Annotated in this window: 20 protein-coding genes; 13 read left to right on the plus strand and 7 right to left on the minus strand. The window is 68.4% G+C overall.

Annotated elements, in window-relative coordinates; genetic code table 11:
- Positions 1 to 3: 3 nt before the first annotated feature.
- The 6 genes from KF892_02425 to KF892_02450 form a co-directional block, all read right to left on the minus strand.
- The gene (locus KF892_02425; GenBank protein ID MBX3623841.1) at positions 4 to 1,068 is read right to left on the minus strand and encodes an ABC transporter substrate-binding protein; all 1,065 of its coding nucleotides are present in this window, start codon (positions 1,066 to 1,068) and stop codon (positions 4 to 6) included.
- The gene (locus KF892_02430) at positions 1,061 to 1,276 is read right to left on the minus strand and encodes a hypothetical protein (protein ID MBX3623842.1); all 216 of its coding nucleotides are present in this window, start codon (positions 1,274 to 1,276) and stop codon (positions 1,061 to 1,063) included. The genes KF892_02425 and KF892_02430 overlap by 8 nt, the downstream gene beginning before the upstream one ends.
- The gene (locus tag KF892_02435) at positions 1,273 to 2,670 is read right to left on the minus strand and encodes an amidase (GenBank protein MBX3623843.1); all 1,398 of its coding nucleotides are present in this window, start codon (positions 2,668 to 2,670) and stop codon (positions 1,273 to 1,275) included. Before KF892_02435 ends, KF892_02430 begins: the two co-directional genes overlap by 4 nt.
- On the minus strand, positions 2,667 to 3,413 hold the full coding sequence (locus KF892_02440) for an Asp/Glu/hydantoin racemase (GenBank protein MBX3623844.1): 747 nt from the start codon (positions 3,411 to 3,413) through the stop codon (positions 2,667 to 2,669). Before KF892_02440 ends, KF892_02435 begins: the two co-directional genes overlap by 4 nt.
- Positions 3,410 to 4,933 carry an amidohydrolase family protein gene (locus tag KF892_02445; GenBank protein MBX3623845.1) on the minus strand — a complete coding sequence of 508 codons (1,524 nt, stop codon included), beginning with the start codon at positions 4,931 to 4,933 and terminating at the stop codon, positions 3,410 to 3,412. The genes KF892_02440 and KF892_02445 overlap by 4 nt, the downstream gene beginning before the upstream one ends.
- Before the next feature lie 190 nt (positions 4,934 to 5,123).
- Positions 5,124 to 5,858 (minus strand): GntR family transcriptional regulator, encoded by a 735-nt coding sequence (locus KF892_02450; GenBank protein ID MBX3623846.1) that lies wholly within the window; start codon positions 5,856 to 5,858, stop codon positions 5,124 to 5,126.
- A gap of 70 nt (positions 5,859 to 5,928) precedes the next feature.
- Between KF892_02450 and KF892_02455 the strand changes: the two genes are divergently transcribed.
- The 4 genes from KF892_02455 (at position 5,929) to KF892_02470 (ending at position 9,274) form a co-directional block, all read left to right on the plus strand.
- Positions 5,929 to 6,657, plus strand: a complete 729-nt coding sequence (locus KF892_02455; protein ID MBX3623847.1) for an Asp/Glu/hydantoin racemase — start codon at positions 5,929 to 5,931, stop codon at positions 6,655 to 6,657.
- Positions 6,654 to 8,120 (plus strand): dihydropyrimidinase, encoded by a 1,467-nt coding sequence (gene hydA / locus KF892_02460; GenBank protein ID MBX3623848.1) that lies wholly within the window; start codon positions 6,654 to 6,656, stop codon positions 8,118 to 8,120. The genes KF892_02455 and hydA overlap by 4 nt, the downstream gene beginning before the upstream one ends.
- A gap of 2 nt (positions 8,121 to 8,122) precedes the next feature.
- Positions 8,123 to 8,554: a DUF3830 family protein gene (locus KF892_02465; GenBank protein MBX3623849.1), complete on the plus strand. Its 432-nt coding sequence runs from the start codon at positions 8,123 to 8,125 to the stop codon at positions 8,552 to 8,554.
- Positions 8,555 to 8,650: 96 nt separating this feature from the next.
- Positions 8,651 to 9,274: a 2'-5' RNA ligase family protein gene (locus KF892_02470; protein MBX3623850.1), complete on the plus strand. Its 624-nt coding sequence runs from the start codon at positions 8,651 to 8,653 to the stop codon at positions 9,272 to 9,274.
- Here KF892_02470 and KF892_02475 read toward each other — a convergent pair.
- Positions 9,260 to 10,330: a DUF72 domain-containing protein gene (locus KF892_02475; protein ID MBX3623851.1), complete on the minus strand. Its 1,071-nt coding sequence runs from the start codon at positions 10,328 to 10,330 to the stop codon at positions 9,260 to 9,262. The two genes, KF892_02470 and KF892_02475, sit on opposite strands and share 15 nt — an antisense overlap.
- A gap of 60 nt (positions 10,331 to 10,390) precedes the next feature.
- On the opposite strand from KF892_02475, the gene KF892_02480 reads away from it, so the two are divergent.
- The 9 genes from KF892_02480 (at position 10,391) to KF892_02520 (ending at position 22,182) form a co-directional block, all read left to right on the plus strand.
- Entirely contained in the window at positions 10,391 to 10,615 is a 225-nt protein-coding gene (locus KF892_02480; GenBank protein MBX3623852.1) for a hypothetical protein, read from the plus strand.
- Complete coding sequence (gene tadA, locus KF892_02485) at positions 10,612 to 11,205, plus strand: tRNA adenosine(34) deaminase TadA (GenBank protein ID MBX3623853.1); 594 nt, start codon at positions 10,612 to 10,614, stop codon at positions 11,203 to 11,205. Before KF892_02480 ends, tadA begins: the two co-directional genes overlap by 4 nt.
- Positions 11,162 to 12,106 (plus strand): LD-carboxypeptidase, encoded by a 945-nt coding sequence (locus KF892_02490; GenBank protein ID MBX3623854.1) that lies wholly within the window; start codon positions 11,162 to 11,164, stop codon positions 12,104 to 12,106. Before tadA ends, KF892_02490 begins: the two co-directional genes overlap by 44 nt.
- Positions 12,107 to 12,118: 12 nt before the next feature.
- Complete coding sequence (locus KF892_02495; protein MBX3623855.1) at positions 12,119 to 14,347, plus strand: ABC transporter substrate-binding protein; 2,229 nt, start codon at positions 12,119 to 12,121, stop codon at positions 14,345 to 14,347.
- Positions 14,344 to 15,327 (plus strand): ABC transporter permease, encoded by a 984-nt coding sequence (locus KF892_02500; protein ID MBX3623856.1) that lies wholly within the window; start codon positions 14,344 to 14,346, stop codon positions 15,325 to 15,327. Before KF892_02495 ends, KF892_02500 begins: the two co-directional genes overlap by 4 nt.
- Before the next feature lie 7 nt (positions 15,328 to 15,334).
- Complete coding sequence (locus KF892_02505) at positions 15,335 to 16,768, plus strand: ABC transporter permease (protein MBX3623857.1); 1,434 nt, start codon at positions 15,335 to 15,337, stop codon at positions 16,766 to 16,768.
- On the plus strand, positions 16,704 to 18,590 hold the full coding sequence (locus KF892_02510) for a dipeptide ABC transporter ATP-binding protein (GenBank protein MBX3623858.1): 1,887 nt from the start codon (positions 16,704 to 16,706) through the stop codon (positions 18,588 to 18,590). Before KF892_02505 ends, KF892_02510 begins: the two co-directional genes overlap by 65 nt.
- Before the next feature lie 134 nt (positions 18,591 to 18,724).
- Positions 18,725 to 21,523, plus strand: a complete 2,799-nt coding sequence (locus tag KF892_02515; GenBank protein MBX3623859.1) for a TonB-dependent receptor — start codon at positions 18,725 to 18,727, stop codon at positions 21,521 to 21,523.
- Positions 21,523 to 22,182, plus strand: coding sequence for a TonB family protein (locus KF892_02520; protein MBX3623860.1), 660 nt, complete (start codon positions 21,523 to 21,525; stop codon positions 22,180 to 22,182). The genes KF892_02515 and KF892_02520 overlap by 1 nt, the downstream gene beginning before the upstream one ends.
- Positions 22,183 to 22,202 lie beyond the last annotated feature (20 nt).

Here is a 22,202-nt window from a genome sequence, read left to right on the forward strand (position 1 = left end):
GGGTCAGGCCGTGGTCTTGAGCTTGAGGCCGGCGTACAGGCTCTGGTTCTCGGCGATGACCTGGTCGAGCAGCGTCCAGTCGATGGCGGCGCGAGGCGCGAGCTTCTTCACGTAGCCCAGCTCCTTCATCGATTGACCGCGGTCGAGGATGAACTGCGTGTTCTTGCGCTGGTCGATCATGATGGGCTGCTTGCTCGCGGCGAGCTTGGCGGCTTCCATCGTGGTCTTGTAGTAGGTGCCGACGGTGTCTTTCAGCGCGGCTTCGGGGTCGGCCTCGGCCTGGCTCTGCGCGACCATCATGGCCTTGATGACGGCCTTCACCGCCTTCGGGTTCTTCTCGATCAGCGGCGTGCGCACGGCGAGCACGCAGTCGGAGTAGTGCTTGCCGTAGATGTCGCTGCCGTCGCTGAGGATGGTCGAGCCTTTGCGCGCGGTGAGGCACTGCGTGGCGTAGGGCTCGATGTGGCAGATGGCATCCACCGCGCCGGCGTTGTAGGCCTGGGCCATTTCCGGCGAGGTGTTGAAGTAGCGCACCTTCACGTCCTTGAAGGTGAGGCCGGCCTTCTTCAAGTAGTCGTAGGGCAGCACCTCCAACGTGTCGGCCTGGAAGGTGCCGATCGACTTGCCCTTGAGATCCGCCGCGCTCTTGATGCCTTCGCGTGCGATGAGGATGCAACCGTCGACACCGGCGCCGGCGACGATCTTCACCGGCGCACCGGCGTCGTACAGCGTGAGGAAGTTCGAATACGGGATCACCGACATGTCGACCTGGCCCGCGCCGAAGAGCGTGGCGATGTCGGCATTGGTGGGCGTGACCACGAAGTCGAGCGTGACGCCGTCGGCCTTGGAGAGCTCGCGTTTCTTGGCGAGGAAGAAGGCCAGGTTGCACAGGCCCGAGCCGTGGGTGGCCTTGATGACGGTCTGCGTCTGGGCGCCGGCGAGGCCGGGCATCAGGGTGCTGGCCAGGCCGGCCGGCAGCGCGATGCTGGCGCCGGCGATGCCGCTGCTCTTGAGGAAGCTGCGGCGGGATGTCAGGGAAGAAGAGGGGCTGCTGACACGCTCAAACATGGTGATCTCCGTTGAAAAGCACCTGGGCCAGGTGCACGTTGCTGATGACACACAACGGTGGATCACGGTCGCCGGGGGCAGCCAGCGCCGTGATGCACACGTTTCGCTCGGCACGCCAACCAAGAGGGCCCTTGCAGCCCTGCGCTGATCGTTGACGTGCAATTTGCATACCAAACTTCTTTCCCCAAAGCTGTGCGGCGCGGGTCATGGCAGGCGCTCCAGCAAGGCCGCCATCTGCAGCACACGCGCGTCTTCGAAGCGGGGTGCGACGACCTGCAAGCCGACCGGGAGCCCGCGCACGAGACCGGCGGGCACCGAGCACGCGGGGACGCCGCAGTAGTTGAAGAGCGGTGTGAACGCGGCGTGGCCTCGGGGGCCGGCCGGCATGCCGCCGATCACCGGCGGGCCGATCTGGCCCAGCGGCCACGCCGTCACTGGGGCGGTGGGGCACAGCAAGAGGTCGTAGGTATCGAAGAAGCGCGAGAGGCTGGCGACGATGCGTTCGCGCAGTCTCAGCACACGCGCCACTTCTTCTGGCGTGATCGATGCGCCGGCGTCGATCTGCGCGGCGAGGTCGGGGTCGATGTCGTGGCGGCGCGTTTTCAATGCGTCGCCGTAGAGCGTGTGCAGGCCGGCGTGCTGCAAGGCGGCGAGCGGGTATTCGCGGATGCCATCGGGCCATGGCGGGTCGGCCTCGGTCACCGACCAGCCGGCCTCACGCAAGGCGTTCACGCGTGCGGTGAGGGCGGCCAGCACGTCGGCGTCGATGGCGTAGCCGCAGCCGAGTTGCGGGCTCCAGGCGATGCGCAGTTCGCGAGGGGGTTCGATGGCCGTGGTGGCATGCGCTTGAAGCGCCACGCCCAGGGGCGGAGCGCTCGGGTCGCCGTTGTCGAAGCCGGACAGATGATCGAGCAGCCAGGCGCAATCGCCTGCGTTGCGCGCCGCGAGGCCGATCACCGACACGCCGTAGTTCGGCTCGGAGAAGCCCCAGGGGTGCGGGATCACGCCCTGCGAGGGCTTGTGCCCGACCAGGCCGCAGTGCGCCGCCGGGCGGCGGATGGAGCCGCCGGCATCGGTGCCGAGCGCCAGCAGGCCGAGGCCTGCGGCGAGTGCCGACACCGCGCCGCCCGACGAGCCGCCGGGCGTGAGCGTGTTGTCCATCGGGTGGCGCGTGGGGCCGTAGACGAGGTTCTCGGTCACGCCCTTGCAGGCGAACTCGGAACAGTTGGTGATGCCGAGCACGACGGCACCCAGCGCACGCAAGCGGGCCACCGCCCACGCATCGCGCGGTGCGACGAAGTCGGCGAAGAGCCGCGAGCCCTGCGTGACGGTGCGGCCCTCGACCCAGAGGTTGTCCTTGATGGTGACCGGCACGCCGGCCATCGGCAGCGACTCGCCCGCTGCCAGTCGTTCGTCGACACGGCGTGCTTCGGCGATCACCGCCTCGGCGTCGAACTGCACGATCGCGTTGAGTGCGGGGTTGAGCTGCACCACGCGCTCGATGAAGTGGTGAGCCACCTCGACGGCGCTCAGCTCGCGCGCCTGCACGCGCTGGGCGCATTCGCGGGCGGTCCAGGTGTGGGGTGTGTGCGGTGGGTTCATGGCCGTTGCGCGAACAGGTTCGCCAGTTCGGGTGACACGCCGCGCACCTCGCGCCCGCCGGTGCTGCACACGCTGCCGCTGCGCGCCTTCGGCAGCCTGAGCGTCGCATGCGCTTCGGCCAGCGCCACCGCGCAGGCCACGCCATCGAGCAGCGGCACCTCGACCTCGGGCTGCAGCTCGGCCGCCATCGCGGCCATGGCCGCACCGGCCAGCAGCACCGCCTCGGCGCCATCGTGTTGCACCAGCTGCCGTGCGGCGCTGAGCACTGCATCGCGCACCACCTGCGGCTCGCTGAAGGTCTGTTGCGGCGTGACGTCCAGCGTGGCAATGCCGGCCAGGCGCGACGCGAGGCCGTAACCCTCGGCCATCTCGCGGTACAGCGGGCCCATGCGCCGGCCGTAGGTGATGAGGCCGATGCGCGTCGCCACGCTGCAGCCCACCAGCAGCCCGGCCTCGGTCATGCCGATCACCGGCACCTTCAGCAGCTCGCGGCAGGCCCAGAGGCCGGTGTCGAGCGAGACGGCGAGCACCACCGCGTCGCAGTCGTGCGCGTGCTCGGCGGCGAGTTGCAGCACGCTGTGATGGGCCAATGCGTTTTCGGCGCGCGAGCCGATCACCACCGGCCCGAAGCGGCCGGTCACCGCCTTCAGCTCGGTGCCGGGGCGTGCGGCGGCGCGTGCGGCCACCGCCACGGCATCGGTCACGGCCTGTGTGGTGTTGGGGTTGAGGAGCAGCAGCTTCATGCGGGGTTGAGCGGTGCGAGCCGCGCCGCAAAGGTGTCGCCGGTGATCGGCAGCGTCAGCGAGCGGCGGTAGATCGCTTCCATCGCCGCCAGCACCGGCGCGGTCGACACTTCGGCCTCGCGGTAGCGATCAGCCAAGTCGTGGAATTCGTGCTCGATCTCGGCGAGCAGCGCGGCCTCGTCGATGCGGGTGAGGCGGCTGCTGCGCATCGCCACCTCTCCATCGACCATCGCGAAGTCGACCCCTGCACCACGCTCGGCGTACACGAGCTGGCGCAGCGGGTCGTTGAGCGGCGTGAAGCTCACGCTGTCGAGCCGGTAGCCGACCAGGTCGGCACGCGCACCGACCCGCAGGCTGCCGAGCGAGTCACCGAAACCCAATGCACGCCCACCGGCCAGCGTGCCGGCGTGCCACGCTTCGCGCGCGCTCAGCCAGCGCGAGGGCTCGTCACCGCGCAGCTTGGAGAGGCCGGCGGCGCTGCCCACGGTTTGCAGCATGTTGGTGGTGACGGTGGAGCACGAGCCATCGGAGCCGAGGCTCACGTTCACACCCGCGTCGAGCAGCTCGCGCACCGGCTGCACGCCCGAGCCCAGCAGCAGGTTGCTCCACGGGTTGTGCTGTGCCGTCGCACCGGTCTCGGCCAGCAATGCGATCTCGCGCGGGTTGAGCCACACCGCGTGGATGAGGCTGGTGGCAGGTTTCAGGAAGCCGAGGCTGTCGAGGTGCTCGACGAGTGTGCAGCCGTGGAAGACCTGGCCGGTCACGACCTGCAGGCGTGTCTCCTGCACGTGGGTGATGACGGGCAGCGCCAGCTCGTCGGCCAGGGCGCGCAGCCGTTTCAGGTAGTTGTCGGTGCAGCGCTGCGGTGCCGAGGCCGAGACCAGCACGCCGACACGCCGCTGCTGCGGGTGGCGCGCGGCGGCCAGCTCCTGCACCAGCGCCACCTGCGCATCGATGCTCGGCCGCGGTGTGGCACGCAGCTCGGCCAGCAGTTCAGCGGGCACCAGCTCGTCGACGAAGGGGAAGTTGTCGACGATGGGCGTGTCCATCATCGCGAAGCCGACCAGTGCACGGATGCCCGCGTCGTCGTAGGCCTGCAGCGCGGCGTCGATCTGATCGCGGGCGATGGTGGGGCCGAGCGCCAGGTCGTCGACCAGCGTGGTGCAGCCGGCGCGCAGGCTTTCGATGGCGCCGATCATCGTGCGCAGGTACACCTGCCGCGGCGTCAGCTTGACCGGGATGCGCGTGCGCACCAGGTGCATCCACAGCTCCAGCGGCAGGTTCTCGGTGCGGCCGCGCTGGAAGTGCTCGTGCGAATGCTGGTGGCCGTTGACGAGGCCGGGGGCGAGCAGGCGTTGGGGCAGCTCGATCACCTCGTCGGCGTGTTCGATGCGGCCGGCGGGCTCGATGGCCAGGATCCGCCCATCCGCGACCAGCACGTCGCGCGGCTGGCGGTCGAAGCTCAGCTCATCGCCGACGAGTGCCAGCGCGCCGCGCAGGAGGGTGCGGCGTGGCGTCATGGGCGGGTGTCTCGGCAAGGCATGAACCTGCCGAACACAAGAAACGTGCCATCAATTCACGCCACGAATGTCGGCATGAATAGTGCATATTGTCGACAATCTGAAATGTTAATGCCGACAAACAGTGCGCAACGAACCATGCCGGTGCAGACCGGCGCACCTTCTTCCAGCGTGGCCGGCCGTCGGCGGCTCAGCGCGGCATCAGCGCCGCGGCGAGGTCGACCGCTTCGTCGCGCGGCGCGCGCAGGTCGAGCGAGGCCTCGATGTGGGCCAGGTGCTCCAGCATCAGCTCGGCCGCCCGGTCGGCGCGGCGGCGGGCGATGGCATTGAGCAGCAGCTCGTGCTCGTCTTCGCGGCAGGCGGTGGCGTGCGGCGCGTCGTAGAGAAAGATCGACAGGCAAGTGAGCGAGGCCAGCGCCCGCATGCTGCGTTCGAGCATGCGGTTGCCGGCGTATTCGGCCAGGCGGATGTGGAACTCGCCCGACAGGCGCACCATGGTTGGCCGGTCCTGCCGGGTGCGCGCCTGCTGCTCCTCGAGGACGAGGGCGCGCAGCTTCTCCACCGCGGCGTCGTCGCGCCGGGCGATGAAGCGGCGCACGAGCGCCGGCTCGATGAGGCGCCGCGCCTCGAACACCTCGCGCGTTTCTTCCGGCGTGGGCGAGGCGATGAACGCGCCTCGGTTCGGGATGGTGGTGACCACACCCTCGTCGGCCAGGCGCGCGAGCACGTCGCGCACCTGCGCGCGGCTGGTGTCGAAGAGCTCGGCGAGGCGGTCTTCCACGAGCTTGGTGCCCGGCGGCAGCCGGTGCTCGAGCACCGCCTGGAGGATGCGGTCGTAGATGGCGCTGCGCACGATGGCGCCGCTCGGCAGCGAAGTTGCAGGAGGGGTGGCAACACTCTTGCGAGCGGCTTTGTGTGCAGGCATGTGCGATTTTGTCGACGAAACCAGAGAGGCTGGCAATGAAAAATTGTAGGGACGTTTGCGGGTGCTTCGCATGAAGCGCGTTCTGCTGGGGATGCTGACCCCGTCTTCCAACACCGCGCTGGAGCCGATCACCTCGGCCATGCTGGCCGGGCTGCCTGAGGTCAGCGCGCATTTCGGGCGCTTCCGCGTGACCGAGATCTCGCTCAAGCCGCAGGCCTTGGGCCAGTTCGACATGGCGCCCATCCTCGAGGCGGCGCGCCTGCTGGCCGATGCGCGTGTCGATGTGATCGCGTGGAACGGCACCTCGTCGGGCTGGCTGGGCTTCGACGCCGACGTGGCGCTGTGCCAGCGCATCGAAGAAGAGGTGGGCATCCGCTGCTGCACCTCGGTGCTGGCGCTCAACGAGATCATGGAGAAGACAGAACGCCGCCGCTTCGGCCTGGTCACGCCCTACCTGCACGACGTGCAGTCGGCCATCGTCGCCAACTACGCGAGGAGTGGCTTCGAATGCGTGGCCGAGCAGCACCTGAACCAGAGCGTGAACTTCAGCTTCTCGGAGGTCACGCCTGAGCAGCTGACCGGCATGTCGCGAGAAGTGGCGAAGGCGAAGCCGCAGTGCCTCACCACCTTCTGCACCAACCTGCGTGCGGCGCACCTGGCGCCGGCGCTGGAAGCGGAACTCGGCATCCCGGTCTATGACACCGTGAGCACCGCAGTGTGGAAGTCACTGCGGATGTGCGGCGTCGACACACGGCGCGTGAAGGGCTGGGGCAGCCTGTTCGCGGAGGAGATCGCATGAGCACGCCCTTCGACCTGATCGTGCGCAATGCGAAGGCGGCCACCGCGGCCGACCTCTTCCGTTGCGACATCGGCATCACCGGCGGTCGCATCACCGCGCTCGGCGAAAACCTGCCCGCCGGCCCCCACACCCGAGAGATCGATGCCGCCGGCCGCTTCGTCACCCCCGGCGGGGTCGACTCGCACTGCCACATCGACCAGCCGATGCTGCCGCCCGTGCGCATGGCCGACGACTTCGAGACTGGCACCCGCTCGGCGGCCTGCGGCGGCACCACCACCGTCATCCCCTTCGCGGCGCAACAGAAAGGGCAGGGCGTGAAGGCGGCGGTCGACGACTACCACCGCCGTGCCGACGGCAAGGCGAGTGTCGACTACGCCTTCCACCTGATCGTGAGCGACCCCACGCCGACGGTGCTGCACGAGGAGCTGCCCTCGCTCATCGACCGTGGCTACACCTCGTTCAAGCTCTACATGACCTACGAGGACATGAAGCTCGACGATCGGCAGATCCTCGAGCTGCTGGAGGTGGCGCGCCTGCATCGCGCGATGGTGATGGTCCACGCCGAGAACACCGACGCCATCACCTACCTCACCGAGCGCCTGCTCGCGGTGGGCAAGACGGCGCCGCGTTTCCACGGCCTGTCGCGCCCCTCGCCGGTGGAGCGCGAGGCCACGCACCGCGCCATCACGCTCGCCGAGCTGGTCGACGTGCCCATCCTGCTGGTGCACGTGTCGGGTGCCGAGGCGGTGGATCAGATCCGCTGGGCCCGCGCCAAGGGGCTCAACGTGTTTGCCGAGACCTGCCCGCAGTACCTCTTCCTCACGCAGGACGACCTGGGCCTGCCGGGCTTCCACGGCGCACGCTGCGTGTGCAGCCCGCCGCCGCGAGACAAGGCCAACCAGCAGGTGATCTGGGACGGTCTGGCCGATGGCCTCTTCACCGTGCTGTCGTCGGACCACGCGCCCTTCAACTACGACAACGACGCGGGCGGCAAGCGCTTGGGCGGCAGGGAACCCGAGTTCCCTTACATCCCCAACGGCGTGCCCGGCATCGAGACGCGCATGGGCCTGCTGTTCTCGGAAGGCGTGCTCACCGGGCGCCTCACCCTCCAGCAGTTCGTCGCGCTCACCGCCACCAACGCGGCGCGCCTGTATGGCCTGTACCCGCGCAAGGGCACCATTGCCATCGGCAGCGACGCCGACCTCGTCGTCTGGGACACGGGCATGCCCTACACCATCCGCAACGAGGCGCTGCACCACGCCGCCGACTACACGCCCTACGAGGGCCGCGAACTGCAGGCCTGGCCCGCGATGACGCTGCTGCGCGGCGAGGTGGTCTGGGACGGGAAGGAGTTCCTCGGCCGCGCCGGTGCGGGCCAGTTCCTGCACTGCGAACGGCCGGAGGCGGCTCGCCCACGCCCGCGCGAGCAGAGCTGGCGGCGCTGGGTGGAGGTGGACGCATGAGCATGCCGCAACGTCTGCAGATCGTTGCGGCGGGGTACCGTTTCCTCGCCGAGGCCCACCCCGATGCGCCCGCCACCTTTGCGGCGTTCGCCAAGCTGCTGCCCTACCGGCAGAGGATCATTCATGTGCGCTGGAGCGGTGAAGCGGTTTGGGTCCCGCTGGGCGACTTCCAGCTGGGCGTGGGTTACGAGAACCACACCAGCCACCCGTCGGCAGGTGACGTGCTGTTCTACCCGGGAGGCTTCAGCGAAACGGAGCTGTTGATCGCCTACGGCGCCTGCAGTTTTGCCAGCAAGATGGGGCCGTTGGCGGGCAACCATTTCCTGAGCATCGTCGAAGGGAGAGAGCAGCTGCCGGCGCTTGGCCGCAAGGTTCTGCTGCAGGGCATGCAAGACGTCGTATTCGAGTGGGAGCCGGCTGCACGGAAGACTTAGACTCGCCACCCGTTCTCGCCGGTACGAAAAAATGTTGCCATCTCACCGACCCAGCACCGGCGCGGCTTCGCGGGCACGGTGGGCCATCGAATGGGAATGACGCGGCGCGCCGATGCGCCGGCCGGGCAACTGCTTCTGCCGGGCATCGAGCCGCCCCGGCGGCCGACCGATCGGCTCTTCTTCGCGCTGTTGCCCGAGGCGCCCGCTGCCACCGCCATCGCCGACCTGGCCAGGCGCCTGAAGGCGGAGCACGGCCTCAAGGGCCGGCCGCTTGCGAGCTCGCGCTTTCACGTCACGCTGCATTTCTTTGGCGATCACGTCGGTTTGCCGCAGGCGCTGGTCAATGGGCTGAGTGCTGCGGCTTCGGAGCTGCAGGGCACACCCTTCGACGTCACCTTCGACCACGCGGTGAGCTTTGCCGGCCGCCCGCGCAAGCGGCCCTTGGTGCTGCGCGGCAGCGACGAGGGCCTGGCCGCGCTGGTGGCCTTTCGCCAGGCGCTGAGCGACGCACTCGCCCGCCGCGGCCTCGGCCAGCTGGCCGAGGCACGCTTCACACCGCACGTCACCTTGCTCTACGACGATCAGCTGCGGCCGCCCCAGCCCGTCGAGCCCATCATGTGGCGGGTGAAGGAGTTCGTGCTCGTCGACAGCCTGATCGGCCAGGCGCGCCATGTGCCGCTTGCACGCTGGCCCTTGCTGGGCGCGTCAAGCCCGGCGTGACACCACCGCCTGCGCGAGCGCCGCGGCCGTGAGCGGCGCGCAACCTTCGGCGTGGTTGCTGATGGTGACGAAGGCGTTGTGCCCGGCGGCCGTGGTCGCAGCGATCACGCGGGCGAGCGTCTCGCGGGTGTGCGGGTCGGGGTCGAGCAGCTTGTCGAACGGGGCGTAGCGTTTCTCTGCCGATTCGTAGCCATAGGCGCCGTTGACCGGGTTGAGGTTCCAGCGGCACACCAGCGGGCCGGGCCACATCGCCCGCAGCATGGGCAGCTGGCCGTCGATGGGTGGCATCTTGGCTTGCAGGCCGAGGCAGAAGGCCGCGCCGCAGTCGCGCAAGAGGGCGGCGAAGGCGGGTGTCAGGAACTCCGGGTCGCGCACTTCCACCGCCACCACCGCGTCGGGTGCGGCGGCCAGCGAGGGCAGGGCCTGCAGCAGCGCGCGCAGCCGCTCGAACACCTCGTCGAGCCGGGTCAGCAGCGGCAAGGGCAGCGGGCTCAGCTGGAACACCAGCACGCCGAGCTTGGTGGCGAGGCCGTCGAGCGCGGGTTCCACGAACTCGCGGATCGCGATCTCGGGGTTGAGGAAGACCGGGTTCTCCTGCACCGCGCGGCCGTTTTCGCTGCGCACGGTGGCATCGGTGACCGAGGCGGGCGCCTTCACCACGAAGCGGAAGTCGTCGGGCACCTGCGCGGCATAGCGGGCGTATTGCTGCGCGGTGAGTGCGCGGTAGAAACTGCGGTCGATGCACACGCTGCGAAAGAGCGGGTGCTGCGCGTAGGCGGTGAGCCCTTCGCGCGACAGCTTGGATTCGTTGTGCTCGCCTTCCCACACCAGGGCTTTCCAGCCGGGGTAGCTCCACGACGAGCCACCGAGGCGAAGCCGCGGCGGCAGCTCGCGGGCGAGCGACACGAGCGACTCGTCGGGCGGGCAGGGCAGGACCTTGCCACCACGGCGCTTGGGCGCTTCGTTCGCCGGTGCCGGTGCCGGTGCCCCGGCCGGGGCAGGCGCCGGCCGAGGCGGCGCGAGCGGTGCGTCTTCGGGAAACAGGCTGTCTTGCATCGAGGCCGCAGCATACGGTCTGCCGGTTACAGTGCGGGCTTCCCAGGTTGCAGGGCGATCATGAAGGCTGTGCTCGGTGTGGTGTCGTTGCTGTTGGTGCTGGCCATCGTGGCGGTGGTGGCGAGCCGCTCGGTGAAGACGGCGACGGTCGTCTCGCCGATCACCGCCAGTGCACCCGGAACGTCCACCCAGCAGCAGGCGGCACAGATCCAGGAGCAGGTGCGCCAGGATGTCAACAAGGCCCTGGAAGACGCCGCCCGCCGCACCGAAGCCGCCGACAAATGAGCACCCCTGCCGACGAACACGCCATGCGCATCGCGCTCGACCAGGCCCACAACGCGTGGCTGGTCGGCGAGGTGCCGGTGGGGGCCGTGATCATGAAGGGCGGGCAGGTGATCGCCACCGGCTACAACCGCCCGATCACCGAGCACGACCCCACCGCCCACGCCGAGATCGTGGCCCTGCGCCACGCGGCCACGCTGCTCGGCAACTACCGCCTGCCCGAGTGCGAGCTCTACGTGACGCTCGAGCCCTGCGCCATGTGCGCGATGGCGCTGATGCACGCACGCTTCAAGCGCGTGGTGTTCGGTGCCACCGACCCCAAGACCGGCGCGGCCGGCTCGGTGGTCGACCTGTTCGCCGTGCCGCAACTCAACCACCACACCCAGATCGAAAGCGGCGTGCTGGCCGACGAGTGCGGCAAGGTGCTGCGCGATTTCTTCGCCGAGCGGCGCGAGCTGTACCGCAAGCGGCGGGCCCAGCCCGCCGAGCCCGGCGACAGCGAGTTCGGCGCCGCCCCTGACACGATTGACGTGATACCGACCGGAGAGGTTGTCGAAGTTGAGCCACCACCATCATCACCACCACGAAGCTGAGGCCCACCCGCAGCACCTCACGCTCTTCACGCCGGCCGGCGTGGTGCTGAAGGCCGCGCCGCTGAAGCTGGCGGCCCGGCGCCTGGCGGCCCAAGGGTTCGAGGTGACGGTGGACGAAGCGGCCCTCGCCAAGCACCAGCGCTTCGGCGGCGATGACGACACGCGGCTCGACGCGCTGCACCGCATCGCCAAGGCGCGGCCCGACATCGCGCTCGCCACCCGAGGCGGCTACGGCCTCACCCGCCTGCTCGACCGCATCGACTGGAAGCTCGTCGCCAAGAGCGTGGCCCACGGCACCCGCTGGGTCGGCCACAGCGACATGACCGCGCTCCAGCTCGGCCTGCTCGCCCACACCGGCGCACAGAGCTGGGCCGGGCCGCTGGCGGTGGGCGACTTCGGCGGCGAGACGGTCGACGACATCACGCAAGACTGCTTCGTCGAAGCCATGACCGGCGCGCTCGAAGCGGTGGGCTTTCGCACCGAGGCCGGCTTCGACGGCCTGCAGGCCAAGGGCGTGCTGTGGGGCGGCAACCTCTGCGTGCTCAACGCGCTGCTCGGCACGCCGCACTTCCCCAAGGTCAAGGGCGGCATCCTCTTCCTCGAAGACGTGAACGAGCACCCGTACCGCATCGAGCGCAGCCTGCTGCAGTTGCACCAGGCGGGGGTGCTGAACGCGCAGAAGGCGGTGGTGCTGGGCAGCTTCACCGAGTTCAAGAAATCGCCGCTCGACCGGGGCTACTCGCTGAAGGGCGTGGTCGAGTACCTGCGCAGCCAGACCAAGACGCCCATCCTCACCGGGCTGCCCTTCGGTCACGTGCCGACCAAGGTGACGATGCCAGTGGGCGCGAAGGTCACGCTCCTGGTACAGGCACGCGATGTGCTGATGGGCTGGGACCACTGACGCCGCTCGACCATGCAACCACTTTGCCTCGCACGCCGGATCTCGCTCGTGTTGGGTGTTGTGGTGGCGCTGCTGGTCGGCTGCAACAACAGCCCGTACCCGGCAGGCGCTGAAAAGGAAAACACGCTCTTCAACTCGTTCGACGAGCGTTCCCCGCGCTACCTCGACCCGACGGCGTCGTACAGCAACCCCGAGACGCCCTACACCTACTCGATCTACGAGCCGCTCTATGGCTACCACTACCTCAAGCGGCCATACGAGCTGATCCCGAAGGCGGCTGAAGCCGTGGTGCAGCCGGTGTACCTCGCGGCCGACGGCCAGCGCCTGCCGGCCGATGCGCCCGCCGCGCAGATCGCCGAGAGCGTGTACGACATCAAGATCAAGCCCGGCATCCTCTACGCGCCGCACCCGGCGTTTGCGAAAGACGAGCAGGGCCGCTACCTCTACCACCAGCTCACGCGCGAGCAGCTGGGCGACAAGCGCTCGCCCTTCGACTTCGAGAAGACCGGCACCCGCGAGCTCGTGGCCGACGACTACGTCTACGCCTTCAAGCGCCACGCCACGCCGCGCATCGAGGCGCCGGTCTTCGCCACCTTCTCGGCCTACATCATCGGCCTCAAGGAATACGGTGCGAGCGTGCGCGCAGAAGACGCGAAGCTGCGCGCCGGCCTGCCGGCCTCGTCGCAAGACAAACCCTTCCTCGACTTCCGCCAGTGGCCGCTCGAAGGCGTGACCGCGCTCGACAAGTACACCCTGCGCATCCGCATCAAGGGCAAGTACCCGCAGTGGAAATACTGGCTCGCGATGACCTTCACCGCGCCGGTGCCGTGGGAGGTGGACGCGTTCTATGCCCGCCCCGGCATGGCGGGCAACAGCCTCTCGTGGAACCAGTGGCCGGTGGGCACGGGCCCGTACATGATGGCCGAGTACGTGCAGGACCGCCGCCACGTCTTGAAGCGCAACCCCCACTACCGTGGCGAGCCTTACCCCTGCGAGGGCATGCCCGGCGACAAGGAAGCGGGCCTGCTCGACGACTGCGGCAAGACCATGCCCTTCGTCGACAAGATCGTCTCCACCATCGAGAAGGAGAAGGTGCCGCTCAAGCAGAAGTTCAAGCAGGGCTACCTCGACGTGCCCGAGATCGAGCGGCCCGAGTGGGGCATCGTCTTCCGTGTCGACATGGACGACTCCGACGCCGTGCGCCGCGAATACGAGCAGCGCGGCTTCAAGTTCCCCATCACCACCGACATCAACAACTGGTACCTCGGCTTCAACTGGCTCGACCCGGTGGTGGGCAAGGGCGACACGCCCGAGCAGCAGCTGCGCAACCGCAAGCTGCGCCAGGCGATCTCGATCGCCATCGACTGGGAAGAAGGCTACGGCCGCATCTTCCGCGACAAGGGCGGCGAAGCGGCGCACAGCCCGGTGCCGCCCGGCGTGTTCGGTGCGCGTCACGGCACGGTGGAAGGCATGAACCCGGTGACGCACAAGCTCGTCGACGGCAAGGTCGTGCGCCGCCCGATCGAAGACGCCAAGAAGCTGATGGCCGAAGCCGGTTACCCGAACGGCCGCGACGCCAAGACCGGCCGCCCGCTGGTGCTCAACTACGACTACCAGCGCGCCCCCACGCCCGAGCTGAAAGCCGAGCTCGACTGGATGGTTCGCCAGTTCGCCAAGATCGACATCCAGCTCGAGATCCGCGCCACCGACTACAACCAGTTCCAGGACAAGGTGCACAAGGGCACGCACCAGATCTTCTGGTGGGGCTGGCTGGCCGACTACCCCGACGCCGAGAACTTCCTCTTCCTGCTCTACGGCCCGAATGGCAAGGTCAAGCACGAAGGTGAGAACGCCGCCAACTACGAGAACCCGGAATACGACCGCCTCTACGCGCAACTGCAGACGCTCGACGATGGCCCCGAGAAGCAGAAGGTGATCGACCGCATGGTGGCCATCGCCCAGCAAGACGCGCCGTGGGCCTGGGGCTACTTCCCCTACGTGGGCGTGGCCTTCCAGTCGTGGGTGCACAACGGCAAGCCCAGCATCGTGGTGCGCGACCTCGCCAAGTACTACCGCGTCGATGCCGTCGCCCGGGCGAACGCGCAGGCCGAGTGGAACCGGCCGGTGTGGTGGCCGGTGTTGGCTGCCGTGCCGCTGCTCGTGTGGCTGGGCTGGATCGCCCGGCGCAGCTACCGCCTGCGCGAGCAGCGCACGGCCAAACCAGAGGTGCGCGCCGCATGACGAGCTACCTGCTGCGCCGCCTGGGCTATGCGCTCCTGATCCTCATCGGGGTGAACCTGCTCACCTTCTTCCTCTTCTTCACCGTCAACACGCCCGACGACATGGCGCGGCTCAACATCGGCGGCAAGCGGGTCACGCAGGAGCAGATCGACAAGTGGAAAGCCGAGCGCGGCTACGACAAGCCGCTCTATTGGAACGACAAGGCCCAGGGCCGCGAGAAGCTCACCAACACCATCGTGTGGGAGCGCTCCGTCTCGCTGATGGCGCTCGAGTTCGGCCGGTCGGACGCGCGCAACGCGGTCGACATCGGCCACGAGATCAAGGTGCGCATGGGCGTGAGCTTGCAGCTGGCGGTGCCGGTGTTCATCCTGCAGCTCATCTTCAGCACCGGCATGGCGGTGCTGCTCGTCTTCTTCCGCCACACGCGCATCGACTTCTGGGGCGTGGTGCTGTGCGTGCTGATGCTGTCGATCTCGGCGCTCTTCTACATCATCGTCGGTCAGTACCTCTTTGCGCGGGTGCTCAAGCTCGTGCCCATCTCCGGCTATGCGCCCGGGCTGGACGCGGTGAAGTTCCTGCTGCTGCCGGTGCTGCTGTCGCTGCTCGCGCGCCTCGGTGGCGAGGCGCGGCTCTACCGCGCCATGCTGCTCGAAGAGGTGGGCCGCGACTACGTGCGCACCGCGCGCGCGAAGGGCATCGCCGAACACTGGGTGCTGCTGCGCCACGTGCTGCGCAATGCGCTCATCCCGATCATCACCAGCGCCGGCTCCTACCTGCCGTATGTGTTCCTTGGCAGCCTGGTGTTCGAAAGCTTCTTCGGCATCCCCGGCCTCGGCACCTTCGTGATCGAAGCCATCTCGGGACAGGACTTCGCCATCGTGCGCTCGATGGTCTTCCTCGGCGCCGTGCTCTACATCGCGAGCAACGTGCTGATCGACCTGGCCTACACCTGGGTCGACCCGCGTGTGCGGCTCACCTGAACGCATCATGGGCTTCAAGCTTGTCTTTCTCTGGACCGACGTGGCGCTCTATGCGCTGGCGGTGGCGCTGGCCGCGTACCTCTGGCACGTGCGCCGCCAGCCCACGCTGCAGGCGAACTGGAAGAAGGTGATGCTCGACCCGGCGGCCTTGAGTGCGGGCGTGCTGCTCGTGCTCTTCGGCCTCGTCACCGCGCTCGACAGCGTGCATTTCCGCCGGGCCCTGCCGGCGCAGGGTGGGCAGGTCTACTACGACACGCGCACCATGTCCTTGCTCGACGTGGTGCTGGTGCGGCAGATCGAGATGCGTGAGGCGACCTACTCGGCGCCGCTCGGTACCCACGGCATCAGCAAGGAAAGCGTGAGCGTCGGCGGGCAGACCACGCGTGAATACCCGCGGCTGAAGTTCGGCGGGGCGCATTTGCAAGACCCGGAGAAGGAATGGTCGGGTGACGTGATGAAGCGTGTGGGGTTCGGTCTGCTCGGCGGCACGGCGGTGTTCGCGCTCCTGTTGCTCGCCACGGCCGCCGTGTTGCGCCGTGCGCATGGCGGCGTTGGCCAGGCCCTGCGCGACATCGCCGCCGACCGCACCCGCTACCCGCTGCGCGCCACTGCCGCCACGCTCGCCGTGGTGTGCCTGCTCGGCGGTGTGGTGGTCGCGCTGATGAACCACTACCACGTGTTCGGCACCGACCGCACCGGCAACGACGTGCTCTACCAGGCGCTCAAGAGCGTGCGCACCGCTTTCGTGATCGGTGGGCTCTCCACGCTGGCCACGCTGCCGCTGGCGGTGGTACTGGGCATCCTTGCGGGCTACTTCAAGGGCTGGGTCGATGAAGTCATCCAGTACCTCTACACCACGCTCAGCTCGGTGCCCAACGTGCTGCTGATCGCCGCCTGCGTGCTGATGGTGCAGGTCTTCCTCGACAAGAACCCCGAGATGTTCGAGACCGGCGCCGAGCGCTCCGACCTCAAGATCCTGCTCCTGTGCATCGTGCTCGGCGTGACCGGCTGGGCCACGCTCTGCCGCCTGGTGCGCGGCGAGACGCTCAAGCTGCGCGAGCTCGAATACGTGCAGGCCGCAACTGCCTTCGGCGTGAGCGATGCGCGCATCATGTCGCGCCACATCCTGCCCAACGTGATGCACCTGGTGCTCATCACCACGGTGCTCGCGTTCTCCGACCTCATCCTCTACGAAGCGGTGCTCACCTACGTGGGCGTGGGCGTCGACCCGAGCACCAGCAGCTTCGGCGGCATGATCAACCTCGCCCGCAGCGAGATGAACCGCGAGCCCACCGTGTGGTGGTCGTTCGCCGCGGCCTTTGTGTTCATGGTCACGCTGGTGCTGTCGGCCAACCTCTTCGCCGATGGCGTGCGCGATGCCTTCGACCCGCGCGCCCGCAACTTCCGTCCGCGTCTCAAGGGCCAGCATGCTGCAGGTTGACGACCTCAAGGTGGCGCTCGACGCCGACGAGGGCCTGGTCAAGGCGCTCGACGGCCTCGCGCTGACCATTCGCCGCGGCGAGACCTTCGCGCTCGTCGGCGAATCGGGCTGCGGCAAGAGCATGACCGCGCTGGCCCTCATGCGCCTCCTGCCCGAGAACGGCCGCATCACGCAGGGCCAGGTCAGCCTCGAAGGCGATGACGTGCTCGCGCTGCCCGAAGCCGGCATGCGCGCCGTGCGCGGTGGGCGCATTGGCATGATCTTCCAGGAGCCCGCGACGAGCCTGAATCCGGTGATGAAGGTAGGCGACCAGATCGTCGAAGCCATCGAAGCGCACACCGAGCTGCGCGGCGCAGCAGCCCGTGCCAAGGCCATCGACTGGATGCGCCGCGTGGGCATCCCCGAGCCCGAGCGCCGCATCGACGAGTACCCGTTCCGTCTGTCGGGTGGCCAGAAGCAGCGGGTGATGATTGCCATCGCGCTGGCGGCCGAGCCCGAGTTCCTGATCGCCGACGAGCCCACCACCGCGCTCGACGTGACCATCCAGAAGCAGATTCTCGACCTCTTGAAGGACCTGCAGCGCGAGAAGGGCATGGGTCTCCTGCTCATCACGCACGACCTCGCGGTGGTCGCCGGCATGGCCGACCGCGTGGCGCTGATGTACGCCGGGCAGATCATCGAAGTGGCCTGGGCCGAAGAGTTCTTCCGCGCACCGAAGCACCCTTACGCGAAGCTGCTGCTGAGTGCGCTGCCCGATGCGGCGCGCCGCGGCGAGAAGCTGGCGGCCATCGGTGGCAGCGTGCCGCCCCTGTCTCAAGAGTTCGTCGGCTGCCGCTTCGCACCGCGGTGCGACCGGGTGATGCCCGAGTGCCACACCACGCCGCCCGAGCTTCTGGAGACGGGCGGCCATCACCCGGTGCGCTGCCTGCTCTACCGCCAGGGCACGACGCCTACACCGGCCCCGTCGCCGCAGCCGGTGGCAGCCCCGGCCCCCGACGCGCAGCGCGTGGCTGGCCAGCCGCTGCTCGAGGTGCAGCAGCTGTCGGTTCATTTCCCCATCCGCAAGGGCCTGCTGCAACGGGCCCGCCAGCACTTCACCGCCGTGCGCGAGGTGTCGTTCAAGGTGGACGCGGGCGAGACGGTCGCCCTGGTCGGCGAATCGGGCTGCGGCAAGACCACCACCGGCAAGGCCATCGTGCAGCTGCTGCGCCGCCAGGCCCAGATCGAAGGCCGCGCGCTGCTCGACGGGCGCGACCTCTTCTCGTTGCAGGGCGACGGCCTGCGCGAGGCGCGTCGCTCGGTGCAGATGATCTTCCAGGACCCGTTCGGCTCGCTCAACCCGCGCATGCGCGTGGCCGAGTTGCTGGAGGAGGGCCTGCAGTCCCTGCGCCCCGATCTCGCCGCCGAAGCGAGGCGCGACGAGGTGGCCACGCTCATCGAGCGGGTGGGCCTGCGGCGCGAAGCCCTTCAGCGCTACCCGCACGAGTTCTCGGGTGGGCAGCGCCAGCGCATCGCGATCGCACGGGCGCTGGCGCTCAAGCCCCGGCTCATCGTGTGCGACGAGCCCACCTCGGCGCTCGACGTCTCGGTGCAGGCGCAGATCCTCAACCTGTTGCGCGAGCTGCAGCGCGAGCTGGGCGTGTCGTACCTCTTCATCACCCACAACATCGGCGTCGTCGAGTACATCGCCGACCGGGTGGTGGTGATGCAGCACGGCCGCATCGAGGAAGCCGGGCCCACCGACGAGGTGCTGCACCGGCCGCAGAGCCCCTACACGCGCAGCCTGCTGGCGGCAGTGCCTCGCATCTTGGGGATACTCTAGAGAGACGCTGCTTGTGCCAGTGAAGACAATCCGGGATTGATCTCCGGCACGAACCAGAGACAGATACAACAAGACACGTCGGTTGGGATCGGCACGGGCCTTGCACGATCGCGATCGGTTTTTCAGGAGCCCCCATGTTCACAAGAACCAAGATCTGCTCGGCGGTGTTGGCCGCCCTTGGCAGCGTGCTGGCTGTCGGGCCAGTGTTCGCCCAGCCGCAACTGGAGCGCGTCGAGATCACCGGCTCGGCGATCCGCCGCATCGATGCGGAGTCGGCGCTGCCGGTGCAGGTCATCAAGAAGGAAGACATCGCCCGCAGCGGCGCCACCTCGGTGACCGACCTGCTGCAGCGGCTCAACTACGTGCAAGGCTCGTTCAACGAGTCGGCCGGGGTGGGCGGTGGGGCAGGGGGCATCACCACCGTGTCGCTGCACAACCTGGGCGACACGCGCACGCTCGTCCTGCTGAACGGCCACCGTATGGCGCAGTTCGGCGGGCAGACGCTCACCGGCTTTGCCGCCGCGATGGACCTCAACGCGCTGCCGGTGGCCGCCATCGAGCGCATCGAGATCCTGACCGACGGCGCCTCGGCGCTCTATGGCGCCGACGCCATCGCCGGTGTCGTCAACTTCATCACCCGCCGCAACACCGATGAGGGCGACGTTTCGGTGGGCCTTTCGTTCCCACGTGGCGGTGCGCGCGAGAAGCGCGTGAGCGCGACCAAGGGCTTCGGCTCGCTGGAGAAAGACGGCTTCAACGTGATGCTGTCGCTGTCGCACGACGAGCGCACCCGGCTCGACTCGGTGAAGCGCGACTTCGGCAACTCGGCCGAGGTGCGCTTTGGCTACGGCGGCAAGAACTACCGCGTGCAGCAGGTGACGGCGGCGGCCATTCCCGCCAACGCGTACCACGACAACGGCACCCCGGCCGACGACAGCGACGACTACCTCTTCAACCCGTACTACGTGGCCAACGGCCGCTGCCCCGACAAGACCTTCCTCGTCAGCGACTTCGGCGACTACTGCGCCTTCAACTTCGTCGGCGAGCTCGAGGTCTACCCGGCCCGCAAGCGCAGCAGCGTGCTCGGCTCGGTCAACTTCAAGGTCGGTGACCAGACGCCCTACGTCGACTGGCTGTATTCCGAATCGCGCATGAATTCGCGCATCGCCCCCGTGCCCGGGACGATCTCCATTCCTGCCGGCAGCCCCTTGCACAACACCTACCTGCTGCCCAACGGCGTGGTGGGCGACAGCGAGGCCTACTACCGCATCTTCGACCTCGGCAACCGCACCTACGAAGACAAGGCGAAGTTCCTCGACTTCTCGGCCGGCTCGCGCGGCCAGCTGATGGGCTGGGACTACAACGCCTTCTATGCGCATTCGCAGAGCGAGTCGGTGCAGAACATCGCCGGGCTGCCGGGCGCGCTGGCCGTCTCGCGGGTGGCCAACAGCGGCCTGCTCGACCCCTTCGTCGGCCCGGGGCAGCAGTCGCCTGCCGGCATGGCGGCGCTCAACTCGATCAACTACAAGGGCTACTGGGATGGCGGCATCTCCAAGCTCGACTCCATCGGCGTGCGCGCGTCGAGCGAGCTGATGGCCCTGCCGGCCGGCCCGCTGATGCTCGGTGCGGGCATCGGTTTCCAGCGCGAGTCGTTCGCGTCGCGCCCCAGCCTCTACGCGCAGGGCCGCCTGGCCGACCCGGTGGCTGGCACGCTGTGCGACCCGTCGGCGCCCTCGGGCGACCCGCTCGAGTGCGACCAGCGCTTCGGCGACGCGGCGCAGTCGATTCCGTATTCGTCTTCGCGCAACAGCTATGGCGCCTTCGGCGAGCTGATCGTGCCGGCTGCCAAGGGGCTCGAGTTCATCACCTCGCTGCGCCACGACCGCTACGAAGACTTCGGCAAGGCGACCACCGCCAAGGCGGGCTTCCGCTGGCAGCCCAGCCGCGAGGTGATGGTGCGCGGCTCGGTCGGCACCGGCTTCCGGGCTCCGACGGTGCCGCAGATGAAGGCGCCGAGCCAGAACTACGGCGTGACCTTCGACGACTACACCTGCAGCCCCGAGCTGCTGGCCATCGCCACGTCACTGGGCGCCACCTGCCGGCCGGGCACCTCGCAATACGACGTGGTCGCGGCGGGCAACACCGAGCTCAAGCCCGAGAAATCGCGCCAGCGCTCGATCGGCATCCGCTTCGAGCCGGGGCGCGATGTCTCGCTGGGCACCGACCTCTGGTACGTGCGCGTCAAGAACACCATCGGCCAGCTCACCGAGCAGGAGGTCTTCGCCAACCCCGACCTCTACGGCAACTCGTGGACGACCCGCACCGAGACCGGCACCGGCAACGTGTACGTGGCCTTCCTCGCCGACAACAAGAACCTCGGCACCGACAGCCTGACCGGCCTCGATGTCGACGCCACCGGCCGGGTGCGCCTGCCCTTCGCGTCACTTACCTCGCGCTTTGCGCTCACCTACATGATCCGCGAGCAGCGCCAGCTCACGCCCACCGGCCGCAAGTATTCGGCCATCGGCGGCGGCGACGAGGCGCTCGGCGTCGTCACCTTCCGCTGGCTGGGCAGCTGGGCCAACACCTTCCAGCACGGTAACTGGGCTCACACCTTCACCACCAACTTCCGCTCGGGCTATCTCGATGCCACGAGCACGGTGGAAGAACTCGACGCCTCGGGCAACCCGACCGGCAACTACGAAGACATCCGCCTGCCGGTGAAGCGCCACTTCACGCTCGACTGGCAGACGCAGTGGAACCCACGCAAGGATTTCCTGGTCACCGTGGGCCTGTTGAACGTGTTCGACACCAAGCCGCCGCTGTCGATCTCGTCGGGTGGTGGCAACCGCGGCCAGCAGTTCGGTTATGACGACCGCTATTACTCGTCGGTCGGCCGCACCGCCTATGTGAACGCGTCGTACAAGTTCTGATGAAGGATTTTTCGAAGGGCCCTGCGGCCCGGCAGCGCCGGCTCGTCGGCATCGCGTTCGTGGCCGCGCTGCACGTGGTGCTGATCTTCGGCCTGATGACGGGGCTGTCGCGCAAGGAGATCGAGGTCGTGCGCGCGCCCATCGAGACCAAGGTGATCGAAGAGATCACCAAGCCGCCTCCGCCGCCCGAGGTGGTGCCGCCACCCCCGCCCAAGCTCGAGGCGCCACCGCCGCCGTTCATCCCGCCGCCGGAGATCCAGGTGACGGTGCCGCCGCCTCCAGCCCCCACCATCACCGCGACACCCACGCCGCCACCGCCTGCGCCGGTGGCGATTGCGCCGGTGGCACCCGCCCCCGTGGCCCCCGCGCCGCCTGCGCCGGTGGCGCCCTCGGTCGGCGTGAGCTGCCCGGGGTACAAGCAGATCCTGCTCGACGGCGGCTTTGCGCGCGAAGCGCGGCGTGCGCAGATCGACGCGGGCGAGGTCACGGTGTCGTTCACCATCGCCGCCAACGGGGAGGTGAAGAACCCGACCGTCGTCAAATCGACGCACCGCGCCTTCAACCGCCACAGCGTGGAGATGGTGTCGCAGTTCAAGTGCATCGGGCAGGGCCAGGAAGTGCCCGGCGTGCTGGTGACGCTCACCTTCAACTCACAGTGATTTTTCTTTCGCCGCAGATC

This window comes from Rhizobacter sp. (assembly GCA_019635355.1).
GTDB lineage: Bacteria > Pseudomonadota > Gammaproteobacteria > Burkholderiales > Burkholderiaceae_C > Rhizobacter.

Coding starts and splice junctions, on each gene's coding strand:
- KF892_02425 (MBX3623841.1), bottom strand. CDS start 1,068: ATGTTTGAGCGTGTCAGCAGCCCCTCTTCTTCCCTGACATCCCGCCGC.
- KF892_02430 (MBX3623842.1), bottom strand. CDS start 1,276: ATGACCCGCGCCGCACAGCTTTGGGGAAAGAAGTTTGGTATGCAAATT.
- KF892_02435 (MBX3623843.1), bottom strand. CDS start 2,670: ATGAACCCACCGCACACACCCCACACCTGGACCGCCCGCGAATGCGCC.
- KF892_02440 (MBX3623844.1), bottom strand. CDS start 3,413: ATGAAGCTGCTGCTCCTCAACCCCAACACCACACAGGCCGTGACCGAT.
- KF892_02445 (MBX3623845.1), bottom strand. CDS start 4,933: ATGACGCCACGCCGCACCCTCCTGCGCGGCGCGCTGGCACTCGTCGGC.
- KF892_02450 (MBX3623846.1), bottom strand. CDS start 5,858: ATGCCTGCACACAAAGCCGCTCGCAAGAGTGTTGCCACCCCTCCTGCA.
- KF892_02455 (MBX3623847.1), top strand. CDS start 5,929: ATGAAGCGCGTTCTGCTGGGGATGCTGACCCCGTCTTCCAACACCGCG.
- hydA (MBX3623848.1), top strand. CDS start 6,654: ATGAGCACGCCCTTCGACCTGATCGTGCGCAATGCGAAGGCGGCCACC.
- KF892_02465 (MBX3623849.1), top strand. CDS start 8,123: ATGCCGCAACGTCTGCAGATCGTTGCGGCGGGGTACCGTTTCCTCGCC.
- KF892_02470 (MBX3623850.1), top strand. CDS start 8,651: ATGACGCGGCGCGCCGATGCGCCGGCCGGGCAACTGCTTCTGCCGGGC.
- KF892_02475 (MBX3623851.1), bottom strand. CDS start 10,330: ATGCAAGACAGCCTGTTTCCCGAAGACGCACCGCTCGCGCCGCCTCGG.
- KF892_02480 (MBX3623852.1), top strand. CDS start 10,391: ATGAAGGCTGTGCTCGGTGTGGTGTCGTTGCTGTTGGTGCTGGCCATC.
- tadA (MBX3623853.1), top strand. CDS start 10,612: ATGAGCACCCCTGCCGACGAACACGCCATGCGCATCGCGCTCGACCAG.
- KF892_02495 (MBX3623855.1), top strand. CDS start 12,119: ATGCAACCACTTTGCCTCGCACGCCGGATCTCGCTCGTGTTGGGTGTT.
- KF892_02500 (MBX3623856.1), top strand. CDS start 14,344: ATGACGAGCTACCTGCTGCGCCGCCTGGGCTATGCGCTCCTGATCCTC.
- KF892_02505 (MBX3623857.1), top strand. CDS start 15,335: ATGGGCTTCAAGCTTGTCTTTCTCTGGACCGACGTGGCGCTCTATGCG.
- KF892_02510 (MBX3623858.1), top strand. CDS start 16,704: ATGCCTTCGACCCGCGCGCCCGCAACTTCCGTCCGCGTCTCAAGGGCC.
- KF892_02515 (MBX3623859.1), top strand. CDS start 18,725: ATGTTCACAAGAACCAAGATCTGCTCGGCGGTGTTGGCCGCCCTTGGC.
- KF892_02520 (MBX3623860.1), top strand. CDS start 21,523: ATGAAGGATTTTTCGAAGGGCCCTGCGGCCCGGCAGCGCCGGCTCGTC.